18 protein-coding genes are annotated in these 24171 nt (G+C 70.7%); 11 read left to right on the plus strand and 7 right to left on the minus strand.

Annotation, left to right across the window (positions count from 1 at the left end):
- Nucleotides 1-15 precede the first annotated feature (15 nt).
- Nucleotides 16-1242, plus strand: coding sequence for an MAB_1171c family putative transporter (locus tag OIC96_RS06475; RefSeq protein ID WP_330308829.1), 1227 nt, complete (start codon nt 16-18; stop codon nt 1240-1242).
- Nucleotides 1226-2704 carry an FAD-dependent oxidoreductase gene (locus OIC96_RS06480; protein WP_330308828.1) on the plus strand — a complete coding sequence of 493 codons (1479 nt, stop codon included), beginning with the start codon at nt 1226-1228 and terminating at the stop codon, nt 2702-2704. Before OIC96_RS06475 ends, OIC96_RS06480 begins: the two co-directional genes overlap by 17 nt.
- Before the next feature lie 247 nt (nt 2705-2951).
- On the opposite strand, the gene OIC96_RS06485 is transcribed toward OIC96_RS06480, so the two are convergent.
- The gene (locus OIC96_RS06485; protein WP_330308827.1) at nt 2952-3995 is read right to left on the minus strand and encodes an alpha/beta fold hydrolase; all 1044 of its coding nucleotides are present in this window, start codon (nt 3993-3995) and stop codon (nt 2952-2954) included.
- A gap of 261 nt (nt 3996-4256) precedes the next feature.
- On the opposite strand from OIC96_RS06485, the gene OIC96_RS06490 reads away from it, so the two are divergent.
- Nucleotides 4257-4493: a hypothetical protein gene (locus OIC96_RS06490; protein ID WP_330308826.1), complete on the plus strand. Its 237-nt coding sequence runs from the start codon at nt 4257-4259 to the stop codon at nt 4491-4493.
- 53 nt (nt 4494-4546) lie between these two features.
- On the opposite strand, the gene OIC96_RS06495 is transcribed toward OIC96_RS06490, so the two are convergent.
- Nucleotides 4547-5236, minus strand: coding sequence for a 4'-phosphopantetheinyl transferase family protein (locus OIC96_RS06495; RefSeq protein ID WP_330308825.1), 690 nt, complete (start codon nt 5234-5236; stop codon nt 4547-4549).
- Nucleotides 5184-6092, minus strand: coding sequence for a metallophosphoesterase family protein (locus OIC96_RS06500; protein WP_330308824.1), 909 nt, complete (start codon nt 6090-6092; stop codon nt 5184-5186). The genes OIC96_RS06495 and OIC96_RS06500 overlap by 53 nt, the downstream gene beginning before the upstream one ends.
- 342 nt (nt 6093-6434) lie before the next feature.
- On the opposite strand from OIC96_RS06500, the gene OIC96_RS06505 reads away from it, so the two are divergent.
- The 3 genes from OIC96_RS06505 (at nt 6435) to OIC96_RS06515 (ending at nt 10526) form a co-directional block, all read left to right on the plus strand.
- The gene (locus OIC96_RS06505) at nt 6435-7610 is read left to right on the plus strand and encodes an ATP-grasp domain-containing protein (RefSeq protein WP_330308823.1); all 1176 of its coding nucleotides are present in this window, start codon (nt 6435-6437) and stop codon (nt 7608-7610) included.
- A 130-nt stretch (nt 7611-7740) separates the two neighbouring features.
- Nucleotides 7741-9423, plus strand: a complete 1683-nt coding sequence (locus OIC96_RS06510; RefSeq protein WP_330308822.1) for a carbohydrate binding domain-containing protein — start codon at nt 7741-7743, stop codon at nt 9421-9423.
- 116 nt (nt 9424-9539) lie between these two features.
- Entirely contained in the window at nt 9540-10526 is a 987-nt protein-coding gene (locus OIC96_RS06515; protein WP_330308821.1) for a D-cysteine desulfhydrase family protein, read from the plus strand.
- A 26-nt stretch (nt 10527-10552) separates the two neighbouring features.
- On the opposite strand, the gene OIC96_RS06520 is transcribed toward OIC96_RS06515, so the two are convergent.
- The 4 genes from OIC96_RS06520 to OIC96_RS06535 form a co-directional block, all read right to left on the minus strand.
- Nucleotides 10553-11482 (minus strand): sulfotransferase family protein, encoded by a 930-nt coding sequence (locus OIC96_RS06520; protein ID WP_330308820.1) that lies wholly within the window; start codon nt 11480-11482, stop codon nt 10553-10555.
- Between the two features lie 173 nt (nt 11483-11655).
- The gene (locus OIC96_RS06525; RefSeq protein WP_330308819.1) at nt 11656-14703 is read right to left on the minus strand and encodes an alpha-mannosidase; all 3048 of its coding nucleotides are present in this window, start codon (nt 14701-14703) and stop codon (nt 11656-11658) included.
- A gap of 28 nt (nt 14704-14731) precedes the next feature.
- Nucleotides 14732-16069, minus strand: coding sequence for a 6-phospho-beta-glucosidase (locus OIC96_RS06530; RefSeq protein ID WP_330308818.1), 1338 nt, complete (start codon nt 16067-16069; stop codon nt 14732-14734).
- Between the two features lie 52 nt (nt 16070-16121).
- Nucleotides 16122-16871 carry a DeoR/GlpR family DNA-binding transcription regulator gene (locus OIC96_RS06535; RefSeq protein WP_327433483.1) on the minus strand — a complete coding sequence of 250 codons (750 nt, stop codon included), beginning with the start codon at nt 16869-16871 and terminating at the stop codon, nt 16122-16124.
- 126 nt (nt 16872-16997) lie between these two features.
- Here OIC96_RS06535 and OIC96_RS06540 point away from each other — a divergent pair, with 126 nt between their 5' ends.
- From OIC96_RS06540 to OIC96_RS06560, 5 genes are all read left to right on the plus strand, one after another.
- Nucleotides 16998-18005: a carbohydrate kinase family protein gene (locus tag OIC96_RS06540; protein WP_330308817.1), complete on the plus strand. Its 1008-nt coding sequence runs from the start codon at nt 16998-17000 to the stop codon at nt 18003-18005.
- Between the two features lie 101 nt (nt 18006-18106).
- Entirely contained in the window at nt 18107-19393 is a 1287-nt protein-coding gene (locus tag OIC96_RS06545) for an ABC transporter substrate-binding protein (RefSeq protein ID WP_330308816.1), read from the plus strand.
- Entirely contained in the window at nt 19393-20355 is a 963-nt protein-coding gene (locus OIC96_RS06550; protein WP_330308815.1) for a carbohydrate ABC transporter permease, read from the plus strand. Before OIC96_RS06545 ends, OIC96_RS06550 begins: the two co-directional genes overlap by 1 nt.
- Before the next feature lie 12 nt (nt 20356-20367).
- A complete protein-coding gene (locus OIC96_RS06555; RefSeq protein WP_330308814.1) occupies nt 20368-21204 on the plus strand; it encodes a carbohydrate ABC transporter permease in 837 nt (278 codons plus the stop codon).
- Entirely contained in the window at nt 21204-24152 is a 2949-nt protein-coding gene (locus OIC96_RS06560; protein WP_330308813.1) for a glycoside hydrolase family 2 TIM barrel-domain containing protein, read from the plus strand. The genes OIC96_RS06555 and OIC96_RS06560 overlap by 1 nt, the downstream gene beginning before the upstream one ends.
- Nucleotides 24153-24171 lie beyond the last annotated feature (19 nt).

Raw genomic sequence — 24171 nt, forward strand, 5'->3', positions numbered from 1 at the left:
GACGTCTCCGAGGACATGGACGCATCCAGCTATTACGTCCCCGCCGCCGCCATGGGGGTCGCTCTCGCCGCCAAGGCGCCCGCGCTGATCAGGGGCTGGCGTGACCCGCTCCAGCGGTCCGTCGGCGTACTCATGGCACTGGCGGGCCTGGTGTTCGTCTTCGCGGCCCCGCCGACGATCGCCGGGGTCAATGACCTCACCGGGGTCCCCAACATCTCGGCGCCCCTGGTCTATTGCCTGCTGAGCGCCTTCTGCGCCTCCTGCCTGGTGCTGATCATCAACTGGCGCGGCGGACCGCCGGAGGTGACCCGTCGACTCGCGCGTCGCTGGATCACCGGGTACGGCGTGGTCAGCGTGGCGCTGGTCGTGCTGTTCGCCCTCGGGGACGCCCCCGTGGAACGGCTGCGGGATCTCGACACCTACTACGCCAACACCCCGTTCATCCGCGAGATGATCGTGCTCTACCTCCTCGCGCTGACCGTCGCGGGCGTCGCGATGAACATCATGTGCTGGCGCTGGGCGCTCCAGGTGCACGGCTGGCTGCGGGCCGGGCTGCTGATCATCGCGGTCGGCTTCCTCTTCAACGTCCCTTACGCGGCAACCAAGTTCACCGCCGTGGTCGCCCGCTGGAACGGTGCGAACCTGGACGGCCTGAGCACCGATGTGGCCCCCATGCTCGCCTCCGTGGGAGAGCAGGTCAGCGCGGTCGGTTTCCTGCTGCCACTGGCCTGCCAGCGCATCGGGGACTGCTGGACGACCTGGTCGACGTACCGCAGGCTCGGGCCGCTGTGGCGCGAACTGAAGTCGGTCTCCGCGCACGAGGACCACGCGGTGCGGATCTCCTGGTGGTCCCCCGCCGAACTCCAGGTCACCCAGCGGGAGTCCGACATCCACGACGGCATGCTCAGCCTGTACCCCTACTTCGACTCCGAGGTGCGCTCCCACGCCTACGACGCGGCCCTGACCGCGGGTTCCTCGCCCGCCCAGGCGCAGGCCGAGGCGGACGCGGTGATGGTGACGGCGGCGGTGCGGGCCAGGGCCGCCGATCCGGAGGGCAGGGTCATCAGCTCGGCGGAGGCGGCCGACGGTCCCCCGGCGCCCGGATCCGCGTACGCGTACACCGATGGCCCCCGCGATCTCGTGCGGATGTCCATCGCCCTGCGTCAGTCACCCGTCGTCGCGGCCGCTCGAGGGCGGGCCCCGACCAGCTCAGAGAGCGACTTCCATGAGCGAACCAGCTAGCGCCTCCCGGGACGCGGCCGAACCGAGCAGACCCGCCGACACCACCCGCCGTCTGCCGCCGGGTGCGGCTTCCCGTCGGGCCGTCGTCGTCGGCGGCGGGCTGGCCGGTCTGCTGGCCGCCGCCGCCCTGCACGACTACGCCGAGGTCACCGTCGTCGAGCGCGACGCGCTGCCCGAGGGGCCCGAGCCGCGGAGGGGCCTCCCGCAGGCCCGCCATGCCCATCTGCTGTGGTCCGGCGGCGCCCGTGCGATGGAGGAGCTGCTGCCCGGGGTGACCGACGCCTGGCTCGCCGCCGGCGCCCGGCGCATCCCGCTGCCGACCGGTCTCGTCTCGCTGTCGGCGCAGGGCTGGCTGCGGCGCTGGCCCGAGATGGAGTTCATGATCGCGTGCAGCCGGGATCTGCTCGACTCGGTGCTGCGCGCGCGGCTCGCCAAGATGGAGCGCGTCACCGTCCTGCAGCGCACCGAACTCCTCGGCCTGGAGGGCGGCGCCTCCCGGGTGACGGGTGTGCGGGTGCGTACGTCCGAGGGCGAGGAGCGCGTCCTCGCGGCCGATCTGGTGGTGGACGCCTCGGGGCGCGGCTCGCGGGCCAGCACCTGGCTCGACGCGCTGGGCGTGCCCGAGGCGCCGATGGACGAGGTGGACTCGGGACTCGCGTACGCCAGCCGGATCTTCCGCGCACCCGCGGGCACTGAGGACTTCCCGGTGGTCAACGTACAGCCGGACGCGGCGCAGCCGGTGCCGGGCCAGTCGTCGACGATCGTGCCCATCGAGGGCGGCCGCTGGCTGGTGACGCTGTCGGGCACGCGCGGCGGGCAGCCGACCGGCTCCGACGAGGAGTTCGATGCGTTCGCGCGCGGGGTCAGACATCCCGTCGTGGGCGAGCTGATCGCGCACGCGGAGCCGCTGACGGACGTCGTCCTCACCCGCTCCACGGTCAACAGACGGCGTTTCTTCGAGAAGGTGCGGGACTGGCCCGAGGGGTTCGTCGTGATCGGTGACGCCGTCGCCACGTACAACCCGGTCTACGGGCACGGCATGTCGGTGGCCGCGCAGGGCGCCGTGGCGCTGCGCGGGCTGGTGGCCGAGCACGGGCTGACGGCGCCGGGGCTCGCGCGGCGGGTGCAGCGTGCCGTGTCCCGTCCGGTGGCGACCGCCTGGGACCTGGCCACGGGCACGGACATCCGCTACCCGGAGGCGATCGGCAAGCAGCCCGGGGGCGCGCAGAATCTGCTCGGCCGCTATGTGAACCGGCTCATGCTGACGGCGACCGGGCGTCCGCTGGTCGCCCAGGCGCTGTTCAGCGTGATGACGCTGTCGGGACCGCTGCCGACCCTCTTCAAGCCCGAGGTCGCCTTCGCGGTGCTGCGCGGCCCGCGCCGGCCTCCGCTGGCCGAGCCGCCGTTCACGGACCAGGAACGGGAGACGGTCCGCACGGCCGGGGCGCCCACCCCGGGCTGATCCCCCGGCCTGCCGGGGCCAGGCCCTGTCGTCAAATTCCCGTCGTCCGCCCGGAGGGCGGGCCGCGCGGCGTCAGGTGCGTGCTCTCGGCGTGCCGGGCACACACCCTCGTACTGGACGTACTTGGGGCTGTGCCCGGTGCGGCGAGTGGGGGTACCTCCCACGCCCTTAAGGCAGTGGGGGAACGTGCATGGCGTCGCGGGGCAGGCGGGAATTTGACGACAGGGCCTAGCGGGACAGGCGGGCGTCAGGTCGCGCTGCGTTCGCTCGCCTCCCGCAGGTCCCGTTCCGCCGCGCGGTTCTGGGCCGTGTCGGGCTGTCCCGCCGTCGTGCCGGGGCGGCCCGCGCGCAGCAGCTCCCGCCAGTGCTCGCGGCTCCAGTCGGCCGGGCTCGTGGTGCTGGTGAACTCCTCGACAAGGGCCAGGAAGCGCGCCGGGTCGCTGTGGAAGGGGAAGTGGCCCGCCCCCTCGAAGATCTCCAGACGGCTGCCCGGCATCGCCTTGTGTGCCCCGTACGCGTGCCGTACGGGCACCACGCTGTCCCGGTCGCCCCAGAGCAGCATCGTGGGCATGCCCTCGGTGAGATAGCAGCGGTCGAGCATGGTGACCGCCTGGCCGCGCCAGTCGACCACGGCGCGCAGGGTGCGGATGAAGGCGCTGCGGGAGGTCGCGTCGGGCAGCGCGTCCACGAGGTTCAGCAACTCCGGTGCGTCCTGGCCCAGATCGGTGTCGAGGAGCCTCATCAGACGGAGGAACAGGCCTACTTGGAGGCGCATCCCGGGCAGTTGCAGCGTGGAGAGCATGAGGTGCGCGCCGGGCAGCGAGACGGCCCGCAGTACGGGGTTGACCTCGCCCCCGACGCCACCGGCGCTGACCAGGATGAGCCGCTCGGTGCGCTCGGGGAACTGGTAGGCGAACTGCATCGCGACGCCGCCGCCGAGCGAGTGCCCGACCAGGGTGGCGGACTCGATGTCGAGCGTGGTGAGCAGATCGCGCACCCCGTTGGCGTACGCGGCCACCGAGTAGTCGGCCCGCGGTTTGTCGGACGCCCCGTGGCCGAGCAGGTCGGGCGCGATCACCGTGTGGGTGCGGGCGAGGTCGGGGATCAGATCCGCCCAGGTCGCCGAGGAGTCGCCTATGCCGTGGATCAGGACGAGCGCCGGGCCCTCGCCCGCCATCCGGTAGGCGCGTCGGTAGCCGTGCACGACGCGGTGGCGCAGGCGCAGTTCCCCGTCGCCCACCGAGCGCAGCCGCAGGGTGCGCCGCGGACGCCGAGACGGTACGTCGACCACGGGCCGACCTCCTGTTCCAGGCCGCCGTAAGGCAGCTTCCAGGCCGCCGTGAAGGCAGCTCCCGGGGCGCCGTGCAGGCGACCGCAGGCTCTCCTCTCCAGCCTAGGGCTCCTGTTCCACCAGGGATTTCCGTGAGGTTTCGCCTCCGCTAAGCGGGCGAACCTCCGCGTACCCAAACGGGATTGTCAGTGCCGGACGGCAAGCTGGAGTGACGTACCGCCATGTACCGCTACGACAAGCCGACCCGGGGAGAGCCGTCCGATGCCGACCGCCGTACTGACCGACCACGAACGCGCCGCCGTGCAGGCCTATCTGCGGCTCCTGCAGACCGTACGAGCCGCCTTCGACGGTCCGCCCGACGGGCGCCGACCACCCGTGGTGCCCCCGTCCGCGCTCGCCGAGGCGGAGCGGGCACTGGCGGCTGCCGGGCTCGCGGGCAACGAGGAGGCGTTCTTCCGGCTGCTGCACACCTGGTGCCCGGAGCCGGCTCCCAGGTGAGGGGCGGTGCCCACGGCCGGCTCAGCCGTGGTCCACGGTGACCGGGGCCGGGCTCAGCCGCGGGGCACGGTGACCGCCGTCGCGACCAGGCCCCGCTGGAGGGTCCAGCGCCCGTCGAAGGCCCCGACGCGCTCGCCGCCCACCAGCGGGCCCGGCACGAGGAGTTGGGCGCGGAATCGCCCTGACAGGACGGGGCCGCCGGTCGCGGGGCCCTGGACGATGTCGATGTCCGCCTCGGAGAAGTCCAGCCACTGCCGGGTGAGCGGGAACCACGCCTTGTAGACCGACTCCTTGGCGCTGAACAGCAGCCGGTCCCAGTGGACGGCGGGGGTCCGCGCGCCCAGCCGGTCGAGGCGGTCCACCTCCGTGGGCAGGGCCACGGCGTCGAAGACCCCCGCCGGGAGCGCCAGGTGGGGTTCGGCGTCGATGCCGAGGGAGACCAGATCGGTGGCGCGGGCGAGCGCGGCGGCGCTGTAGCCGTCGCAGTGCGTCATGCTGCCGATCAGGCCCGACGGCCACTGCGGCGCGCCGCGTTCGCCGGGCAGGACCGGTCCCGGGGGCACGCCGAGCTTCTCCATGGCGCGCCGGGCGCAGGAGCGCACGGCGGTGAACTCGCGGCGCCGCTTCTCCACGGCCCGTGTCAGGAGCGCCTGCTCCTCGGGGTACAGGGTCGCGCCCGCGGCCTCGTCGTCACCGTAGCTCTCCACGGCCACGACCGACTCCGGGAGCAGCTCCTCCATCACCGGCTCCGACCTCCATCGGCAGAATGCGGCGCAGTGTGCCCGGCGTTCCCGGCCGTCTGCGCCATTCGCGGGGGTACCCCACGGACACTTCTTCGAAGCGGACGCCCTCGTGCCAGGTGGTCCGCGGGATGTGGAGATGACCGTAGACCATGGCCTCGACACGGAACCTGCGGTGCCAGTCCGCGGTCAGCCGGGTGCCGCACCACATCGCGAACTCGGGGTAGCGCAGGATGTCCGTCGGGTGGCGGTCCAGCGGGTAGTGGTTGACCGGGATCACGGGCAGATCGTCGGGCAGTTCGGCGAGCCGGCGCTCGGTCTCGGCGACCCGGGCCCGGCACCAGGCTTCGCGGCTCGGGTAGGGGTCGGGGTGGAGCAGGTGCTCGTCGGAGCAGATCACCCCGGTGCCCTGGGCATAGGCCAGCCCCTGGTCCTTGGTCACGCAGCCCTGCGGCAGGAACGAGTAGTCGTAGAGCAGGAAGAGCGGCGCGACGACCGCGGGGCCGCCGGGACCGTCCCACACCGGGTACGGATCCTCGGGGGTGATGACGCCCAACTCCCGGCACAGGGCGACCAGATGCTCGTAGCGGGCGACGCCGCGCAGCTGTACCTCGTCCTTCGGGTGGGTCCACAGCTCGTGGTTGCCGGGCACCCAGATCACCTTGCGGAAACGGCTGCTGAGCGTTTCCAGGGCCCACCGGATGTCGGCGACGATCTCTCCGATGTCACCGGCGACCAGAAGCCAGTCGTCGTCCGTCTCGGGGCGCATCTTCTCGACGAGGGCGCGGTTCTCGGCGTATCCGATGTGCAGATCGCTGATGGCCAGCAGGTTCCCATGACCGCCGTCTGTCGACCGCACCCGCGACACCCCCAAGGAAGACGAATGGGAACACAAGAACACATCCGCCCCCACGGGACAAGAAGGGCCCGCCGCCGCCCCGCGCCCGGTCCGCCGTGCCGGTACTCTGGCCCTCGCCCCGGTCCCCCGTGGCCCGCTCCCCGGCATCCGTACCCCCTCGCCGGGTGTTTCCGGGAATCCGTAACACGCCCGTAGCAGCACAGGGGCCCCACGCCCCTTATGATCGCCCCAACACGGCCGCCAGGAACCTGCTTTGGCGTACGGCGGCTTGGTGTTCCTCCCACTCCCCTGGCCGGGCACGGCCTGCTCCGCCGTGCCCGCGAACCGTGAAAGGTGGCCTGTATGGGCTCTCGCGTACGCGTCTGGCTCAACCGCACGTACGCGGAGAACGTGTTCTTCATGGATCAGCTGCGAAGTAATCCGCAGCATCGCGCGGTCGAGATCCATGCGACGCACGGCGATGCCGACTCCCCCGTCCTGGCCGCCGCCGACGTGGCCTCCATGGAGCCCGAGGGCCTGTCCCCGCGCGCGTATGTCGAGTACGCCCTCGACCACTGCGCCCGCCACTCCATCGACGTGTTCGTGCCGGTCCTGCACCAGGCCGCGATCGTCGCGCAGCGGGCGGAGTTCGCCGCGCTCGGTACGGCCCTGCTGGCGCCGCCCGCCGAAGCCGTGGCCGTCTTCCAGGACAAGGTCACCGCCTATGAGGCGGTCCAGACGGTGGGTGTGCCGGTACCGCCGTGGTGGCGGGTGCGCACCGAGGATGAGCTGGTCACGGCGGTCGAGGCGCTGGAGGCCGCGGGCCACAAGGCGTGCTTCAAGCCGGCGTCGGGGGCGGGCGGGGTGGGCTTCCGCGTCATCACGCGCGCCCCCTTCTCGCTCAATCACCTCAACGGATTTCCCAGTCCGTACGTGCCGCTCGATCTGGTCGTGGAGGCGCTGCGCGCGGCCGACCAGCCCGTCGACTGGCTGGTGATGCCGCGCCTGGAGCAGCCGGAGGTGTCCGTCGACTGCCTCACCGGCCCCGACGGCCGGATCCGCATGGCGGTGGGCCGCACCAAGAACGGGCGCCGCCGCGGGTTCACGCTTCACCCGTCCTGGATCGAGCCCGCGCGCCTGCTCGCGGAGAAGTTCGCACTGCACTACCTGACGAACATCCAGTTCCGCATGTACGGCGACGAGCCGGTCCTCATGGACGTCAACACCCGTCCGGCCGGCGGACTGCACCAGCTCGCCCAGTGCGGCGTCAACGCCCCTTGGGCTGCCGTGCAGTTGGCGCTCGGCGAGGAGACGGGCGAGGTGGTCCCGCCGTTCCTCGGGCAGGACTACACGGTGGTCTCGGGCCCGCGTCCGGTGCGCGCGGTGTCGCTGCCGCACCAGCGGGCCGACACTCCCGCGCCGGCACTGCCCGCCGTGCCCGCGCAGGCCACGGAACCCGCGCCCGGCCCTGTCACCGAGCCCGAGCCCGCCCCCGCGACGGAGAACGCCTCCGCCACCGCCGCCATCGCACCCGCCTAGTCCCACCCCCACCCGACTACCGGTCTGGACCAATTTCCGCTCAGCGTCTTGACAGCGGGATTGGTCCATACCAACTTGGTTGCGCACCTCTCAGCACTCCCGAACACCCCCATTTCTTCAGGGAGATCGCGTGCGCATCACATATCTCAGACGTTCCAGACATCGTTTCCTCGCCCTCCTCGGCACCGCCGCCCTGGCCCTGGCCGGGGCGGTCGCCCTCCCCGGCACGGCCCAGGCGGCCAACATCCTGACCAACCCCGGCTTCGAGTCGGGCAGCCTCTCCCCCTGGACGTGCACCGGGAACCTGGGCTCGGTCGTCTCCAGTCCCGTGCACGGCGGCTCCAAGGCCCTTGCGGGGGCGGTGAGTTCGAGTGACAACGCCCAGTGCAGCCAGACCGTCGCGGTGCAGCCGAACACGGCGTACACCCTCTCGGGCTGGGTGCGCGGCAGCTATGTGTACCTGGGCGTGGACGGCGGTGCCTCGAACTGGACGACGTCCCCGTCGGCGTACAGCCAGCTCAGCGTGTCCTTCACGACCGGTGCCTCGCAGACCAGCGCCAAGATCTACGTCCACGGCTGGTACGCGCAGGGCACCTACTACGCCGACGACATCAGCCTGGACGGGCCCGGCGGCAGCTCCGACACCCAGGCTCCCACCACACCCACGAACCTGACCTCCACCGGCAAGACCTCCTCCAGCGTCTCGCTGTCGTGGGGCGCGTCGAGCGACAACGTCGGCGTGAGCGCCTACGACATCTACAGCGGCTCGAACCAGGTGCTCAGTGTGTCGGGCACGAGCGCGACCGTCAGCGGGCTGTCGGCCAGCACCGCCTACACGTTCACCGTCAAGGCGCGCGACGCGGCCGGGAACACCTCGGCGGCCTCGAACTCCGTGAGTGTCACGACGGACGCGGGCAGCGGGGGCGGCACCGGCTTCAAGCAGGCCGCGCCCTATCTCTACGAAGGCTGGGGCGACCCGCCGAGCCCGACCACGGTGATGAGCGCGACCGGCATCAAGTGGTTCACGATGGCGTTCATGCTGGACTCCGGCGGCTGCACCCCCGCCTGGGACGGCAGCCGCGCCCTCACCGGCGGCGTCGACCAGACCGCCATCAACCAGATCCGCTCCGCGGGCGGTGACATCGTCCCGTCGTTCGGCGGCTGGCAGGGCAGCAAGCTCGGCGCCAACTGCTCCTCGGCGAGCGCTCTCGCCGGTGCGCTGCAGAAGGTGATCGACGCCTACGGCCTCAAGGCGATCGACATGGACATCGAGAACACGGACGAGTTCGAGAACGAGGCCGTCCAGGCGAAGATCCTGACCGCGCTGAAGACCGTCAAGGCCAACAACCCGGGCCTGAAGACGATCGTCACCTTCGGCACCTCGACGACCGGCCCGACCTACTACGGCAACCGTCTCATCGAGCAGGCGCAGTCGCTGAACGCGGGCATCGACGTCTTCACGATCATGCCGTTCGACTTCGGCGGCGGCTCCGACATGTACGGCAACACCGTCAACGCCGCCGAGGGCCTGAAGACCAAGCTGAAGTCGACCTTCGGGTGGGACGACGCCACGGCCTACTCCCACATCGGCATCTCCGGGATGAACGGTCTCAGTGACCAGCAGGAGAACACCACTCCGGCGATCTGGACTTCGATCCGCGACTGGTCGAACTCGCACCACATCGCCCGACTCGCCTTCTGGTCGGTCAACCGCGACCGGCCCTGCCCGGGCGGCGGCGTGGTGAGCAACTGCTCCGGCATCAGCCAGAACAACTGGCAGTTCACGTCCATCAACGCCGGGTTCACCGGCTGACGGACGACCGAAACGGAGTGCGTCGGCGCGGTGGGCCGTCCGGGACATCCGGGCGGCCCACCGCAGCCTCGCGCCCGCCGCCGGCCGGCGGCGCCGGGCCAGCTACGCTGCCGACGATGACGACTCCCTCCACCGACAGCACCCCGCCCCGCGCCCTCCTCGGCACCTGGCCCACCCCGCTCGAACCCGCTCCCCGGCTGGCCCGTGCGCTCGGTCTGGGCCCGGACGACCTGTGGGTCAAGCGCGACGATCTGACCGGCCTGGGCGGCGGCGGCAACAAGGTCCGCAAGCTGGAGTGGACCTGCGGGGCGGCCCTGGCCGAGGGCGCCACCACCCTGGTGACCACCGGCGCGCCGCAGAGCAACCACGCACGGCTGACCGCGGCGGCGGGCGCCCGGCTGGGGCTCCGCGTCGTGCTCGTGCTCGCCGGAGAACCGGGAGCCTCCGCGTCCGGCAACCTCGCGCTGGACGGGCTCTTCGGCGCCGGCGTCGTCTGGGCGGGCGACAGCGGCGAGCGGCTGGCGTCGCGGGCCCAGGAGGTGGTCGAGGAGCTGAGGGGGCGAGGTGAGGTTCCGGCGCTCATCCCGTTCGGGGGATCCAGCGCGCTCGGTGCCCGCGGCTATGTCGAGTGTGCGCGCGAACTCGACGATCAAGTACCCGACTTGGCGACGGTCGTCGTCGCGCTCGGCTCGGGCGGCACCATGGCGGGACTCGTCGCGCACCTCGGCGGCTCCCGTGTGCTGGGCGTGCACGTCGGCGCCGTCGCCGAACCCGCGCGGACCGTGGCCGAGCTGACCTCCGAGCTGTCCGGCAAGCGCTGTGCTCCGAAGGAACTGCGGGTCCGGCTCGACCGGGTCGGCGAGGGCTACGGCACGCTCACCGAACCCGTCATGAGCGCCCTGACCCTCGCCGCCCGCACCGAGGGCATCGTCCTCGACCCGATCTACACGGGGCGGGCGATGGCGGGGCTGGCCGCGGCCGTCGAGGACGGCGACATCACCCCCGGACAGCGCACCGTCTTCCTGCACACCGGCGGTCTGCCCGGACTCTTCGGCCACCCCGCGACGCTCGCACGAGCGGAGGCCGGCCTCCTCGGCGGGTGACGCCGCCGGCCGGACCGCGCCGCCGGTCAGACCGCCGGGTACCCCCAGACACGCGCCAACTCGGCGAGCCTGGGCGGCAGTTCAACCGTCGGATCGGCGCTGCGGGCGGGCTGCACTCGCCCCGACTTGATGGTGTCGCTCCAGTCGCCGAGCTGGGGACGGAAGGTGCCGTGGTCCTGGGAGCCGTAGTCGAGCATGGCGGGCTCCCAGGGGACGCCGAGGTGGTCGCAGATGCCGCGGGTGGTCGCCTCCGGGTCGGCGGTGAGCTGTTCGTACGTGATCACGTGGGCGTCGAGGTTCTGGCGGGCCTCTTCGAGCTTCTCGCTGTAGTCGAGGACCTCGGCACGGATGGCGTCGAGGTCGGGGTCCGTACGCCGGTTCGTCAGCGAGTCGATGACCGCGCCCGGGTGGCGCAGCAGCACGATGTAGCGGGCGCCCGGCCAACATCGGTGCAGACGGGGCCAGACGAGGGTGTTCGGCGGGGTCTTGTCGACGATGATCCGCTTGCCGCTGCGGGTGAGTTCGAGGTGCAGCAGCCGGTCCCACAGGGCGTGTTCCAGCTCGTCCTTGTCGAGTTCGAGCGCCCGCATGGCGTCGGCCGTGAAGTCGCGCGACAAGTGCACGTGGACGGTGCGCAGATGCATCTCGTGCGGGGCGCGGATCTGGCTGTGGCTGTTGAGCAGGACCCGCAGCAGGGTCGAGCCGGAGCGCACGGAGGAGAGCACGAAGACGGGCGAGTCCACCAGACGCGGGGCGCGCGGGGCGACGTACAGCCGCTCGGCGGAGGTTTCGGGAGTCCCCGGAGTTCCTGGAGTCCCCGGAGTTCCGGCGGTTCCGGGGTTCCTGGGTGACGGCACGGCGTCCAGCGTGCGCCGCGGCGGACGCACCGCCTCCGCCATCAGCCTCCCCCGACGCCTCAGCCCCTTGCCGATCGCGGACATATGCGGGTCTCGCACCGTGACACCTCTTTCTCGTCGTTCCCCCGCATCACAAGGGGGAACGGCGAACTCCAGGTGTCACGCAGAAGACGGGCCGTGGTCACGACGGGCGCCAAACCCGCCGTGACCAGGCTTCTTACCGCTTCCTTAATTCTTCGTGGGAAGTGCGGTCACCCTCACGCACGGCAGGGTCACTTCTTCTCCACGGCCAGGCGCAGCGTCTGCACCTCGAAGGGCCGCAGCGTGACCGGGACCGCGTTCCCGTCCGTCTCCGCCTCCGCGAGCGGGCGCTCCAGGAGGTCGGTCACCTGGGCCCCGGCGAGCGGGAAGCCGGTGAGGAGGGTGCCCTCCGCGCGACCGCCCCGGGACTCGTAGAGGCGTACGACGACATCGCCCGAGGCGTCGTCGGCGAGCTTGACCGCCTCGATGGTCACGCCCTCGCCGTCGACGGAGACGACGGGCTCGACCGGACCGGCCGAATCGGCCACCCGCAACGGCAGGTTGAGCGCGTAACCCTCCGCGACCGCGTCCTCGATGGTCGCCCCCGGCAGGAGGGAGTAGGTGAAGCGGTGCTTGCCCTGGTCGGCCTCGGGGTCGGGCACGCGCGGGGCGCGCACCAGAGAGAGCCGGACGGTCGTCGTCGTACCGCCGTCCTCGCGGACCGTGCGGGAGACGTCGTGGCCGTACGTCGAGTCGTTGATGACCGCGACGCCGTAGCCCGGTTCGCCGATGTGCACCCAGCGGTGGCCGTACACCTCGAAGCGGGCCGCCTCCCAGCTGGTGTTGGTGTGGGTGGGCCGCTGGACATGGCCGAACTGGATCTCGGCGGAGGAGTGCGGGGCCCGGATGTCCACCGGGAACGCGGCCTTGAGGAACTTCTCGGCCTCGTGCCAGTCGATGTCGGTCTCGACGTCGATACGGGCGCTGCCGGCCCGGACGGTGATCGTCTGGACGATCTTCGAGCCCTTGCCGAACGACCGCTCCACGCGGATCGCGCCGAGCAGGGGGTCCTGGTCGACGACCGTAATCGAGTCGGCGTCCAGGAGGTCCGTGTACCGGTTCTTGTAGTGCTTGTCGACGTCCCAGGCGTCCCAGTAGTTGGGCAGGTCGGTGTGCAGCCGGAGCAGGTTGCCCTTGTCGGCGAGGACTTCGCGGTTCGCCTTGAGGTCGCGTACGGAGGCCAGGGTCCCGTCCTCGGCCAACTCCACGCGGACGAGACCGTTTTCGAGGACGCGGCCGGTCACGGTCACCGCTTGCGGCGGTTCGGCGACGCCCAGGAGCGCGCTGCCGTTCGCCGGGACCTCGGTGTACATGGGAACGCCCACCGAGGTCCGTACCACCTCGGCCCGGTCGCACGGGCTGGTGTTGAAGACCCGCGTCTCCCCGGAGCCCAGCGCGGCCACGGCCTCGGCGGTGAGCGCCTCGACCTCCTCGGCGACGCGCGCGTACTCCGCCTCGGCCTCCCGGTGCACCCAGGCGATCGAGGACCCCGGCAGGATGTCGTGGAACTGGTGGAGCAGAACCGTCTTCCAGAGCCGGTCGAGCTTCTCGTACGGGTAGGTGTAGCCCGGCGCGTGCAGCGCGGCCGTCGTGGCCCACAACTCGGCCTCGCGGAGCTTGTGTTCGCTGCGCCGGTTGCCCTGCTTGGTGCGGGCCTGCGAGGTGTAGGTCGCGCGGTGCAGCTCCAGGTAGAGCTCGCCGACCCAGACCGGGGCGTCCGGGTACTCCGCGCGGGCGGCCGCGAAGAAGGCGTCCGGATGCTCGACGACGACCTTCGCCGAGCCCTCCAGGTCCGCGAGTCTGCGCGCCCGTTCCATGATCTCGCGGGTGGGACCGCCACCGCCGTCGCCCCAGCCGAAGGGGGCGAGCGAGCGGGTGCCGCGGCCCTTGTCGGCGTAGTTCTTCACGGCGCGGGCCATCTCGACGCCGCTGAAGCGGGCGTTGTAGGTGTCGACGGGCGGGAAGTGGGTGAAGATGCGGGTGCCGTCGATGCCCTCCCACCAGAAGGTGTGGTGGGGCAGCTTGTTGGTCTGGTTCCAGGACAGCTTCTGGGTCAGGAACCACTCGTTGCCGGCGAGCTTGGCGAGCTGCGGGTAGGCGGCGTTGTAGCCGAAGGAGTCCGGCAGCCAGACGCCCTTGGTCTCGATGCCGAAGTGCTCGATGAAGAAGCGCTTGCCGTGGATGAGCTGGCGGGCGAGCGCCTCGCCGCCGGGCAGGTTACCGTCGGCCTCGACCCACATGCCGCCGACCGGCGCCCACTGGCCCTTCTTCACGGACTCCTGGATACGGGCCCACACCTGCGGGTAGTTGTCGCGCACCCACTCGTACTGCTGGGCCTGCGAACAGGCGAAGATGAACTCCTCGTACTCGTCCGCGAGCGCGGTGACGTTCGAGAAGGTGCGGGACGTCTTGCGCTTGGTCTCACGGATCGGCCACAGCCAGGCGGAGTCGATGTGCGCGTGGCCGACGCCGGAGAGGGTGTGGGCGCTGGCGTGGGCGGGCTTGGCGAGGGCGGGGGCGAGTGCCGCGCGGACGTCCGTGGCCGAGCCGGAGATGTCGTCGAGGTCGAGAAGATCCAGTGCCCGGTCGAGTGCGTGCATGATCTCGTGGCGGCGGGGGTCGTGCTCCGCCAGCTCCAGCATCAGCTCGCGCAGCACCTCGATGTCCAGGGCGAGGTGCCAGACCTCTTCGTCGAGGACGGCGATGTCGGCGCGGCGGAAGGTGTAGAGCGGCTTGTCGCCGGCGGTCAGGACGTCGCCGAGCGGGGTCGGGCGCGCGAAGTCATTGGCGAGGATGTCCGGGTTGGAGGCCGCCTCGACGAGGTAGTCGATCTGCTCGCCGCCCGTCGCCGGGTTGCCGATCGGCACGTACTGGTTGAGCGGGTTGACGGCCTTGAGCGGGGTGCCGTCGGTCAGGTGGACGAGCGCCTCGGCCTGGTTGCCGGGCCAGTCGCCGGTGAAGCCGAGGTCGATGACGGCCTCGACGCGCTTGCCCGCCCACTCGGCCGGGACCTGCCCGCGCATACGGAACCAGGTCGTGCCCCACGGCGGACCCCAGGGGGTGTCCATCGTGAAGGGCTCGTACGAGGCGGCCGCGGCCTCCTCGAAGGGGACGGGTTCGCCCGGCGCCTGCCAGGCCTCCACGGCGAAGGGGACGGAAGCGGCGTAGACCGCGGGCTTGATGCGCTGGTCGTGGACGCGCTCTACGCGCTCCTCGATCCGGCGGCGTTCGTCGTGCATGAGAAGTCTCCAGGAAGGTGGAAAGCGCTTACTTAAGATACGCCAGGCCGGGGTGGACCGAGGTGTAGCCCTCGACCAGCCTGCGGGCCACGTTCACGGAGTCCACGAGCGGGTGCAGGGCGAAGGCCTTCACGGCCGTCGTACGGGAGCCGGACTCGGCCGCGGCCAGCACCTCACGCTCGACGGCCTTCACCGCGCAGACGAGACCCGTCGCATGGTCGGGCAGCGGGTCGACGGCGACGGGATGCGCGCCGTTCGCGTCGACCAGGCAGGGCACCTCGATGACGGCTTCCTCGTCGAGCACGCTCAGCGTGGAGCGGTTGCGGACGTTGAGGATCAGGGTGGTGCGCTCGTCGCGGGCGATGGCCCGCATCAGGGCGAGGGCCACCTTCTCGTAGCCGCCGGAGAGGTCGTCGGCGTCGCGTTCCCCGGCGCCGGCCGCGTCCCGGTTCTCCGCCATGTAGGTGGCCTCGCGCTCGGCGCGGGTGCGGTCCCAGGCGGTCAGCGCGGCGGCGTCCGGCGCCTTCATCTCGTCGTAGAAGTGCGCCTGCTGGTCGCGGAGGAAGGCGCCGCGCGTCTTGTCCGCCTCCTGGTAGGCGCGGACCGCTTCGCGGTTGAAGTAGTAGTAGTGCAGGTATTCGTTCGGAACGGCGCCCAGGGACTGGAGCCACTCCGGGCCGAAGAGCTTGCCCTCCTCGAAAGAGCCGAGCAGGTCGGGGTCGGCGAGCAGGCGCGGGAGTTCGTCGCGGCCCGCGACGCGCAGGCCGCGTACCCAGCCGAGGTGGTTGAGGCCGACATAGTCGATCCAGGCCTCGCGCGGGTCGGCGCCCAGGACCTTGGCGATACGGCGGCCGAGGCCGACCGGTGAGTCGCAGATGCCGATCACGCGGTCGCCGAGGTGGCGGGACATGGCCTCGGTGACCAGGCCCGCGGGGTTGGTGAAGTTGATGACCCAGGCTTCGGGGGCGAGCCGGGCGACGCGTTGCGCGATGTCGACGGCGACAGGCACCGTGCGCAGGCCGTAGGCGATGCCGCCCGCGCCGACCGTCTCCTGGCCGAGGACGCCCTGGTCCAGGGCTACCCGCTCGTCCGCCGCACGTCCTTCGAGGCCGCCGACGCGGATCGCGGAGAAGACGAAGTCGGCGCCGCGCAGGGCCTCGTCGAGGTCGGTGGTGACGGTCACCTCGGGCGCGTCCAGCACGCCCGCCGCCTGCTCGGCGAGGACCCGGGCCACGGCGGAGAGCCGTTCCGCGTCCAGGTCGTGCAGCACGACGTGGGTGACGCGGCCCTCGGCGCGGTCCCCGAGCAGTGCCCCGTACACGAGCGGGACGCGGAATCCGCCGCCGCCCAGAATGGTCAGCCTCACGCAACTACCACCTTTGCAGTTCGTGCAGGGACGCAGGTCACGCGGCGAGGAATCACGCCACGACCACCTGTACGCCCGCTTCTTCCAACGAGGACCGCGTCGCCGCGTCCACCGGCGCGTTCGTCACCACCACGTCGAGCTCCTCGGGGCCGCAGACCTTCGCCATGCCGGTGCCCGGGAACTTCGCCCGGTCGGCGAGCAGGACCACCCGCTCCCCGGCCTTGATCATGGCGCGCTTGACCGGTACCTCGACGACGGTGGTGTCCATGACCTGGCCGCCGGGGCGGATGCCGCTGGTGCCGAGGAAGAGCCAGTCGGCGTGCAGCTGGCGCAGATTGTCCTCGGTGAGGAAGCCGACCAGGGAGCGGTACTCGCGGCGGACCATGCCGCCGAGCAGCACCAGCTCGATGTCCTCGTCGTCCACCAGCTCCTCGTAGACCACCAGGTTGCTGGTGATCACGGTGATCCGGCGGCCGTGCAGCTGTCTGGCCAGCCGGTAGGCGGTGGTGCCGATGTCCAGGAGGACGGACTGGCCGTCCTGGACCATCGACGCGGCCTTCGCGGCTATGGCGTCCTTCTCGGGCACGCGGACCTCGGCGACCTCGGCGAAGGGCTGGTCGCCCTCGTCCGCGACCGCGCCGCCGTGCACCCGCGTGAGCAGGCCCTCCTCCTCCAGTTTCAAGAGGTCACGGCGGACCGTGGCCGGGCTCACACCCAGCTGTTCGGAGAGATCGGTCACGGCCGCGGGACCGCCGGAGCGCAGGGCCCGCAGGATGAGTTGATGTCGTCGTTCTGCCAGCACGGAATGAACAGTACTCGTCATTCCTCATCATTTCTATGCTCCGTTCTGCTCGACTCTTGCCAAATTGGCTCGATGCGCGCACGATCCTGTGCACCGCTTGCAGACTTTTGACGAGAGGATGCGCCCGTGGGCGACGAACGGCCCGATGTCCTGCTGACCGGGCTGCTCTTCTACGACCTCGTCCTGACCGGACTGGGCAGGCCGCCGACGCCGGGTGAGGAGATCTGGACCGACGGCATGGGCGTCAGCCCCGGCGGCATCGCCAACCTGGCCGTGGCGGCATCGCGTTTCGGCCTGCGCACCTCCCTCGCCACGGTCTTCGGCGACGACTCCTACGGCGCGTACTGCCACGGTGTCCTCGCCGGCCAGGAGGGTGTCGACCTCTCGCTCTCCCGTACCGCGGACGGCTGGCACACCCCGGTCACCGTCTCCCTGGCGTACGGCCACGACCGTGCCCTGGTCACCCACGGCCAGGAACCCCCGTACTCGCAGGACGAGCTCATGGGTGACCCGCCCCAGGCGCGCACGGCCCTCGTGCACATCGAGGCCGAGCCGCGCGGCTGGATCGCCAAGGCCGCCGCGAACGGCACACAGATCTACGCCGACGTCGGCTGGGACCCCACCCAGCAGTGGTCCCGCGACCTCCTCGACCAGCTCTCCCTGTGCCATGCCTTCCTCCCCAACGAGGCTGAGGCGATGGCCTACACCCGTACCGACAGCGCGATGGGGGCGCTCGGCACGCTCACCGAACTGGTGCCGGTGGCGGTGGTCACGCGGGGCGGCGACGGCGCGGTCGCCGTGGACCAGACGACGGGCGAGTACGCGGACGTCCCGGCCCTTGACATCGATGTCCTGGACGCGACGGGCGCCGGCGACGTCTTCGGCGCGAGCTTCGTCGCGGCCTCGCTCGGCGGCTGGCCACTGGAGGAACGGCTGCGCTTCGCGGTCCTCGCCGCCGGGCTGTCGGTGCAAAGGCACGGCGGCGCCCTCGCGGCGCCCGGATGGTACGGCGTCCACCGCTGGTGGCACTCCCTCGAAGACCCCGAACTGCGGCGCGCGTACGGCTTCCTGGCCGACCGGATCCCGGCGGACCCCGGACCGCCGGTCCGGTACGCGCCCGTCACCCCCCACTGAGCCCTGATCGGTACCTCGCGCAGTCGAAGAACTTCACAGAGCTTCAACGAGCTTCAAAGAACTTCAGAGAACGTCAAAGAAACCGAAAGGCGGTGGGAGCTGTGCGGCTCTCACGAAGAGGCCTGCTGCGTGCGGGTCTGGCCGGTACGGCCGGCGCGGCGCTCGGCGGCCTGGCGACCGGCTGTGCCGTTCCGACCGGGTCCACCGGCCGGAACATGGTCATGTGGTACTGGAGCGGCGGGCTGAGCCCGAAAGTCGTCCAGGACGCCAAGGCCCGCTACGACAGCACGGTGAACCTCCAGGCCATCCAGATCGGCGGCTACTACCGCTCGAAGCTGATGACCACGATGACCGGACGCGCCCATGTCCCGGACATCGCCGGGCTCAAGGGCGAGGACATGGCCTCGTACCTGCCGAACTCCGACCAGTTCGTGGATCTGCGCACGCTCGGCGCCGACAAGCTGAAGGACCAGTACCTGCCGTGGAAGTGGGACGAGGGCATCGCCGAGGACGGCTCGATGGTGGGCTTCCCCATCGACTGCGGTCCGGTCGCCCACTACTACCAGCCGGCCGTCTTCGAGAAGGCCGGACTGCCCCACGAACCGGCCGACGTCTCCAGGGAGCTGGACACCTGGGAGAAGTTCCTCGCCGCCGGTGAGCAGCTCAGGAAGCGCATCCCCGGCACGTTCATCCTGACCGACGCCCTCAGCATCTACGGCATCTCGATCAACCAGACGACCAAGCGGTTCGTCGACAAGGACCGGCACTTCATCGGCGACCAGGAGCATGTGCGCACCGCCTGGGACCGTGCCGTCGAGGCCACCCGCCGCGGACTGGTCTCGAAGATCGTCAACGGCACGCCGGACAACATATCGGCGACGGAGCGGGGTCTGCTGCCCAGCCAGCTCAACGCCTCCTGGGCGGCCGGTGACATCAAGCTCAACACACCGAAGACCAAGGGCAAGTGGCGGGTGGCGGCCTGTCCGGGCGGACCGTCGAACATCGGCGGCTCGTTCCTGGCCATCACCAAGGCGTGCCGGGAGCCGGAGAAGGCCTTCGAGATGATCACCTGGATGCTCGACGCGGGCAACCAGGCCCAGGGCTTCGTCGACTCGGTGCTCTTCCCCTCGACCCCGGCGTCGTACGGCATGAAGAAACTGCGCGAACCCGACGCGTTCTTCGGCAACCAGATCACCATGGACGTCTTCGGCCCGGCGGCGCGGAACATCCCGGTCGCCTACAACAGCCCGTACGACATCGCGCTCAAGACCCCGATCGACGACGAGCTGCGGAACTTCTCCGTCCTCGGCAAGGACGAGAAGCAGGCATGGAAGGACGCCATGAGCAAGTGCCGGCGCATCGCGGACCACCTGGGGGTGAGTTACTGATGACTACCGCACCCGTGGTCGAGACACCCCCGGCGGCAGTGGCAGGCGCCCCCGTCGTCCATGCCAAGAAGGGCATCCTGAGCTACTGGCGGCTGTACGCCGCGATCTCCCCCTTCTATCTGCTCTTCCTCGCCTTCGGTCTGATACCGGTCGGCTTCTCGCTCTATCTGTCGTTCCACCGCTGGGACGGGCTCGGCTCGATGGAGTTCGCGGGACTGTCGCAGTACCGCTATCTCCTGGACGACAGCCAGTTCTGGAGCGCGATCGGGAACACGATCATCATCTGGGCGCTCGCCACCTTCCCCATGATCTTCCTGGCGATGGTCACGGCCGTGCTGCTCAACTCGGCGGTCCGCTTCAAGAACGTCTACCGCTTCGCGTTCTTCCTGCCGAACGTCACCTCGATCGTGGCCGTCGCCATCATCTTCGGCTCGGTCTTCTCCACCAACTTCGGCCTGGTCAACGCTCTCTTGCAGGCGGTCGGCCTTGACCAGGTGGCGTGGCTGAACACTCCCTGGGGCATCAAGGTCGCCATCGCGACCCTGATGACCTGGCAGTGGACCGGCTACAACGCGATCATCTTCCTCGCCGGGCTCCAGACGATCCCGGGCGAGCTGTACGAGGCGGCGCGCATGGACGGCGCCGGACCCGTGCAGACCTTCTTCCGCGTCACGCTGCCGCTGCTGCGCCCGGTCCTGCTCTTCGTCCTCGTCATCTCGACGGTCACCGGGCTGCAGAGCTTCTCCGAACCACAGGTGCTGCTCCAGACGACGGACAACAACTCGTCGTTCGCGGGCGGCCCGGGCCACGCGGGCCAGACGATGGTCCTCTACTTCTTCCAGCAGACCTTCGACAACAACGACTTCGGCTACGGCGCCGCCGTGGCCTGGGGCATCTTCCTCGTCGTCGTCCTCTTCTCGATCATCAACTGGCGCCTGGTGCAGCGCCGGGGCGAAGAATAGGAGCCCGCAACCATGGCATCCATCAAGGGTTCACGGCAGCGGGGCATCATGCTCCACCTGGTCCTGATCGTCGGCCTGCTGCTCTCGGTCTTCCCGTTCTACTGGGCCGTGATCATGTCGACGCACTCGTCGACCGAGATCTTCTCCTATCCGCCGAAGCTGCTGCCCGGCTCGCACTTCCTGGAGAACGTCCGCCATCTCTTCGACAACGTCGACTTCTTCGGGTCGATGTTCAACTCCCTGCTGGTCGCGGGTTCGGTGACGGTCCTCGTCCTGTTCTTCGACTCCCTCGCCGCGTTCGTCTTCGCCAAGTTCCAGTTCCCGGGGCGCCGGGTGCTCTTCGCGCTGATGATGGCGATCTTCATGGTCCCGGCGCAGCTCCAGGCCATCCCGCAGTTCGTGATCATGGCGAAGCTGGGCTGGATCGGCTCGATGACCGCGCTGATCGTCCCGGCGGCGGCCAACGCGTTCGGCATCTTCTGGATGCGCCAGTACATGAAGAGCGCGATCCATGACGAGCTCCTCGACGCCTCGAAGCTCGACGGCGCCGGATTCCTGCGCCAGTACTGGCATGTGGCGCTCCCGGTGGTCCGGCCCGGCCTCGCCTTCCTCGGCATCTTCACCTTCATGGGCCAGTGGAACGACTACGCCTGGCCGCTGATCGCCCTCACCAACCCGGACAACGTGACCCTCCAGGTCGCCCTGTCCCAGCTCAACGGCGTGCACGGCACGACCGACTACGGAATGGTCATGACGGGCGCGCTGCTCGCCCTCGTCCCGCTGCTCATCGTCTTCGCGATCGGCGCCAAGCAGATCATCGGCGACCTCGGCAAGGGGGCCATCCGCTGATGACCGATCCGTCGATCCGCGGTCCGCTGTCCGCCGATCCCCTGATCGTCCTGCGCCCCTGGGAGGCACCCGAGGTGACCTCCTGGGGGCGGTTGCCGATGAACGCCGTGGACCGGCGGGCGGGTGCGTTCTCGCTCGACGGCGACTGGCGGTTCCAGCTGCTGCCGGCGCCCTCGGCGGAGCCCGGCCCCGAGTGGTCCTCGTCGTACGTCCCCGGCGCCTGGACCATGCAGGGCACCGACGACCTGCCGCGGTACACCAACTTCCGCATGCCCTGGGGCGAGTTCCCGCCCGCGTCGCCCGCCGCCAACCCGACGGGCGTCTACGAGCGTGAGGTGGACGTGCCCGCCGAGTGGGCCGGACGCCGGATCGTGCTCCAGGTCGGTGCCGCCGAGAGTGTGCTGCTGGTCCATGTGGACGGGCGGGCGGTCGGCATCTCCAAGGACTCGCATCTCGCCGCCGAGTTCGATCTGTCCGACGTCGTACGTCCCGGAACGCGCGCCCGGCTCAGGCTCACCGTCGTCAAATGGTCGGACGCCTCGCACATCGAGGACCAGGACCAGTGGTGGCACGGCGGGATCACCCGCTCGGTGCTGCTGTACGCCACCGATCCGCTGTATCTGGCCGACGTGACCGTGCGGACCCGGCTCGACGGGGAGCTGCGGGTGGACTGCCAGGTGCGGAACGCTTCCGGCGCGCTGCCGGAGGGCTGGTACGTCAGCGGACAGCTGGACGGCCACCTCCTCGCGCAGGACGTGGAGTTCGACCGTTTCAAGGAGGAGGACGGCCGGGTCTCCGACTTCCTGGGCGAGGCACGGCTGAACACGGTCGTCCACGACGTCCGCGCCTGGACGGCGGAGACACCCGAACTGTACGACCTGGCCGTGCGGCTGCACCGCGCCGACGGTTCGGTCGCCGACACCTCGCACCACCGGGTGGGCTTCCGCGAGGTCGAGATCCGCGGCCGGGACCTACTCCTCAACGGTGAGCGGGTCTACATCCGGGGCGTCAACCGGCACGACTTCCATCCGCTGACGGGCCGGACGGTGTCGTACGAGGACATGCGCGCCGACCTGACGCTGCTGAAGCGCTTCGGCTTCAACGCGATCCGCACCGCCCACTACCCCAATGACCCGTCCCTGCTCGACCTCGCCGACGAGCTCGGCTTCTACGTCGTCGACGAGGCGAACATCGAGGCGCACGACCACGCCCACGAGATCGCCGACGACCCGCGCTACACGGCCGCCTTCGTGGACCGCGTCGCGCGGATGGTGCTCCGCGACAAGAACCACCCCTGCGTGATCATCTGGTCGCTGGGCAACGAGTCCGACTACGGCGCGAACCACGACGCGGCGGCGGGGTGGCTGCGCCGCCACGACCCGACCCGGCCCGTGCAGTACGAGGGCGCCGCCAAGCTCGACTGGGCGGATCCCGCGCTCGCGTCCGACATCGCCTGCCCCATGTACGCGCCCATCGAGGACTGCGTCGCGCACGCCCTGTCCGGGAAGCAGACCAAGCCGCTCATCCAGTGCGAGTACTCCCATGCCATGGGCAACAGCAACGGCACGCTCGCCGACCACTGGGCCGCCATCGAGTCAACCCCGGGGCTTCAGGGCGGTTTCATCTGGGAGTTCTGGGACCACGGCATTCTGCAACGCGTGAACGACGGAAGACCGGCCGGGCGCGGTGGCGCCGGGCTGTATGACAACGGTGTCACGGCACCGGGCCATCGCTGGGCGTACGGCGGCGACTTCGGCGAGACGATCCACGACGGCGCGTTCATCGCCGACGGGGTGGTCTTTCCCGACCGCACGCCGAAGCCGGTGATGTACGAGCACCGGGAGATCGCGGCGCCCGTGCGGCTGGAGTACGCGGACGGCGAGCTGCGGGTCACCAACCGCCAGCACTTCCGCGGGCTGGAGTGGCTGGCCGCCGAGTGGTCGCTCGCCCTCGCGGACGGCGGCACTCTCACGGCTCCGGCCGAGCTGCCCGACGTACGGCCTGGCGAGACCGCGTCCGTGCCGCTCCCCTTCGAGCTGCCGGAGGACGGCGGCGAGGCCTGGCTGACGCTGCGTGTGACGACGGCGGAGGACGGGGCATGGGCACCGCGGGGCACGGAGGTGTGTCTGCCGCAGGTCCGGCTGCGGTCGGCTGCCGTGGCTCCGGTGCCGGCGGATGGCGGGCCGCCCGTCGAGGTCGACGACAGCGGGCTCCTCCTCCATCCTCTGCTGACCGCCGCCCCCGTGCTGTCGCTGTGGCGGGCGCCGACCGACAACGACGAGCTGGGCGGCGCCGCGGTGCGCTGGCGGACGTGGGGGCTCGACACTCTCGTACGCAAGGTCGTCGGCGTACGCCGCGAAGGGGGGAGCGTCACCGTGCTCGCCGAGTACGACACGTGGGCGGGCGTCGTACGCCACGAGCAGGTGTTCACGCGGGTGGAGGGCGGCGTACGGATCGAGGAGACCGCCGAACTGCCGGACCGGCTCGACGATGTGGCGCGGGTCGGCTCCGTGTTCGAGACCGTCGCCGGGCTCGATGTCCTGGAGTGGTACGGGCAGGGCCCCTGGGAGTCCTATCCGGACCGGAGCACGGGCGCGCCCGTGGGACACCACTCCGTGCCCGTCGACGCGTTGTTCACCCCCTATTTGCGGCCGCAGGAGAGCGGCGGGCGACACGGCGTACGGCACTTCAGGCTGTCGGCGCCGGACGCCACCGGACTCTCCGTCGCGCTGGACGGGCCTCGCCAGGTCGCCGTGACCCGGTACCGGGCCGAGGACCTGACCGCCGCCGCACACCATGACGAACTGGTGCCGCGGCCCGGCTGCGTCGTGCACATCGACGCCGCGCACCGGGGGCTGGGCACCGCGTCGTGCGGGCCCGACACCTCCCCCGCCTACCTCATCGAGCCCGGCACCCACAGCTGGTCCTGGACCCTGCGCGTGCTCTGACCCTTCTCGCATCCCCGCT

The organism is Streptomyces sp. NBC_00775 (genome assembly GCF_036347135.1).
Taxonomy (GTDB): domain Bacteria; phylum Actinomycetota; class Actinomycetes; order Streptomycetales; family Streptomycetaceae; genus Streptomyces; species Streptomyces lutosisoli.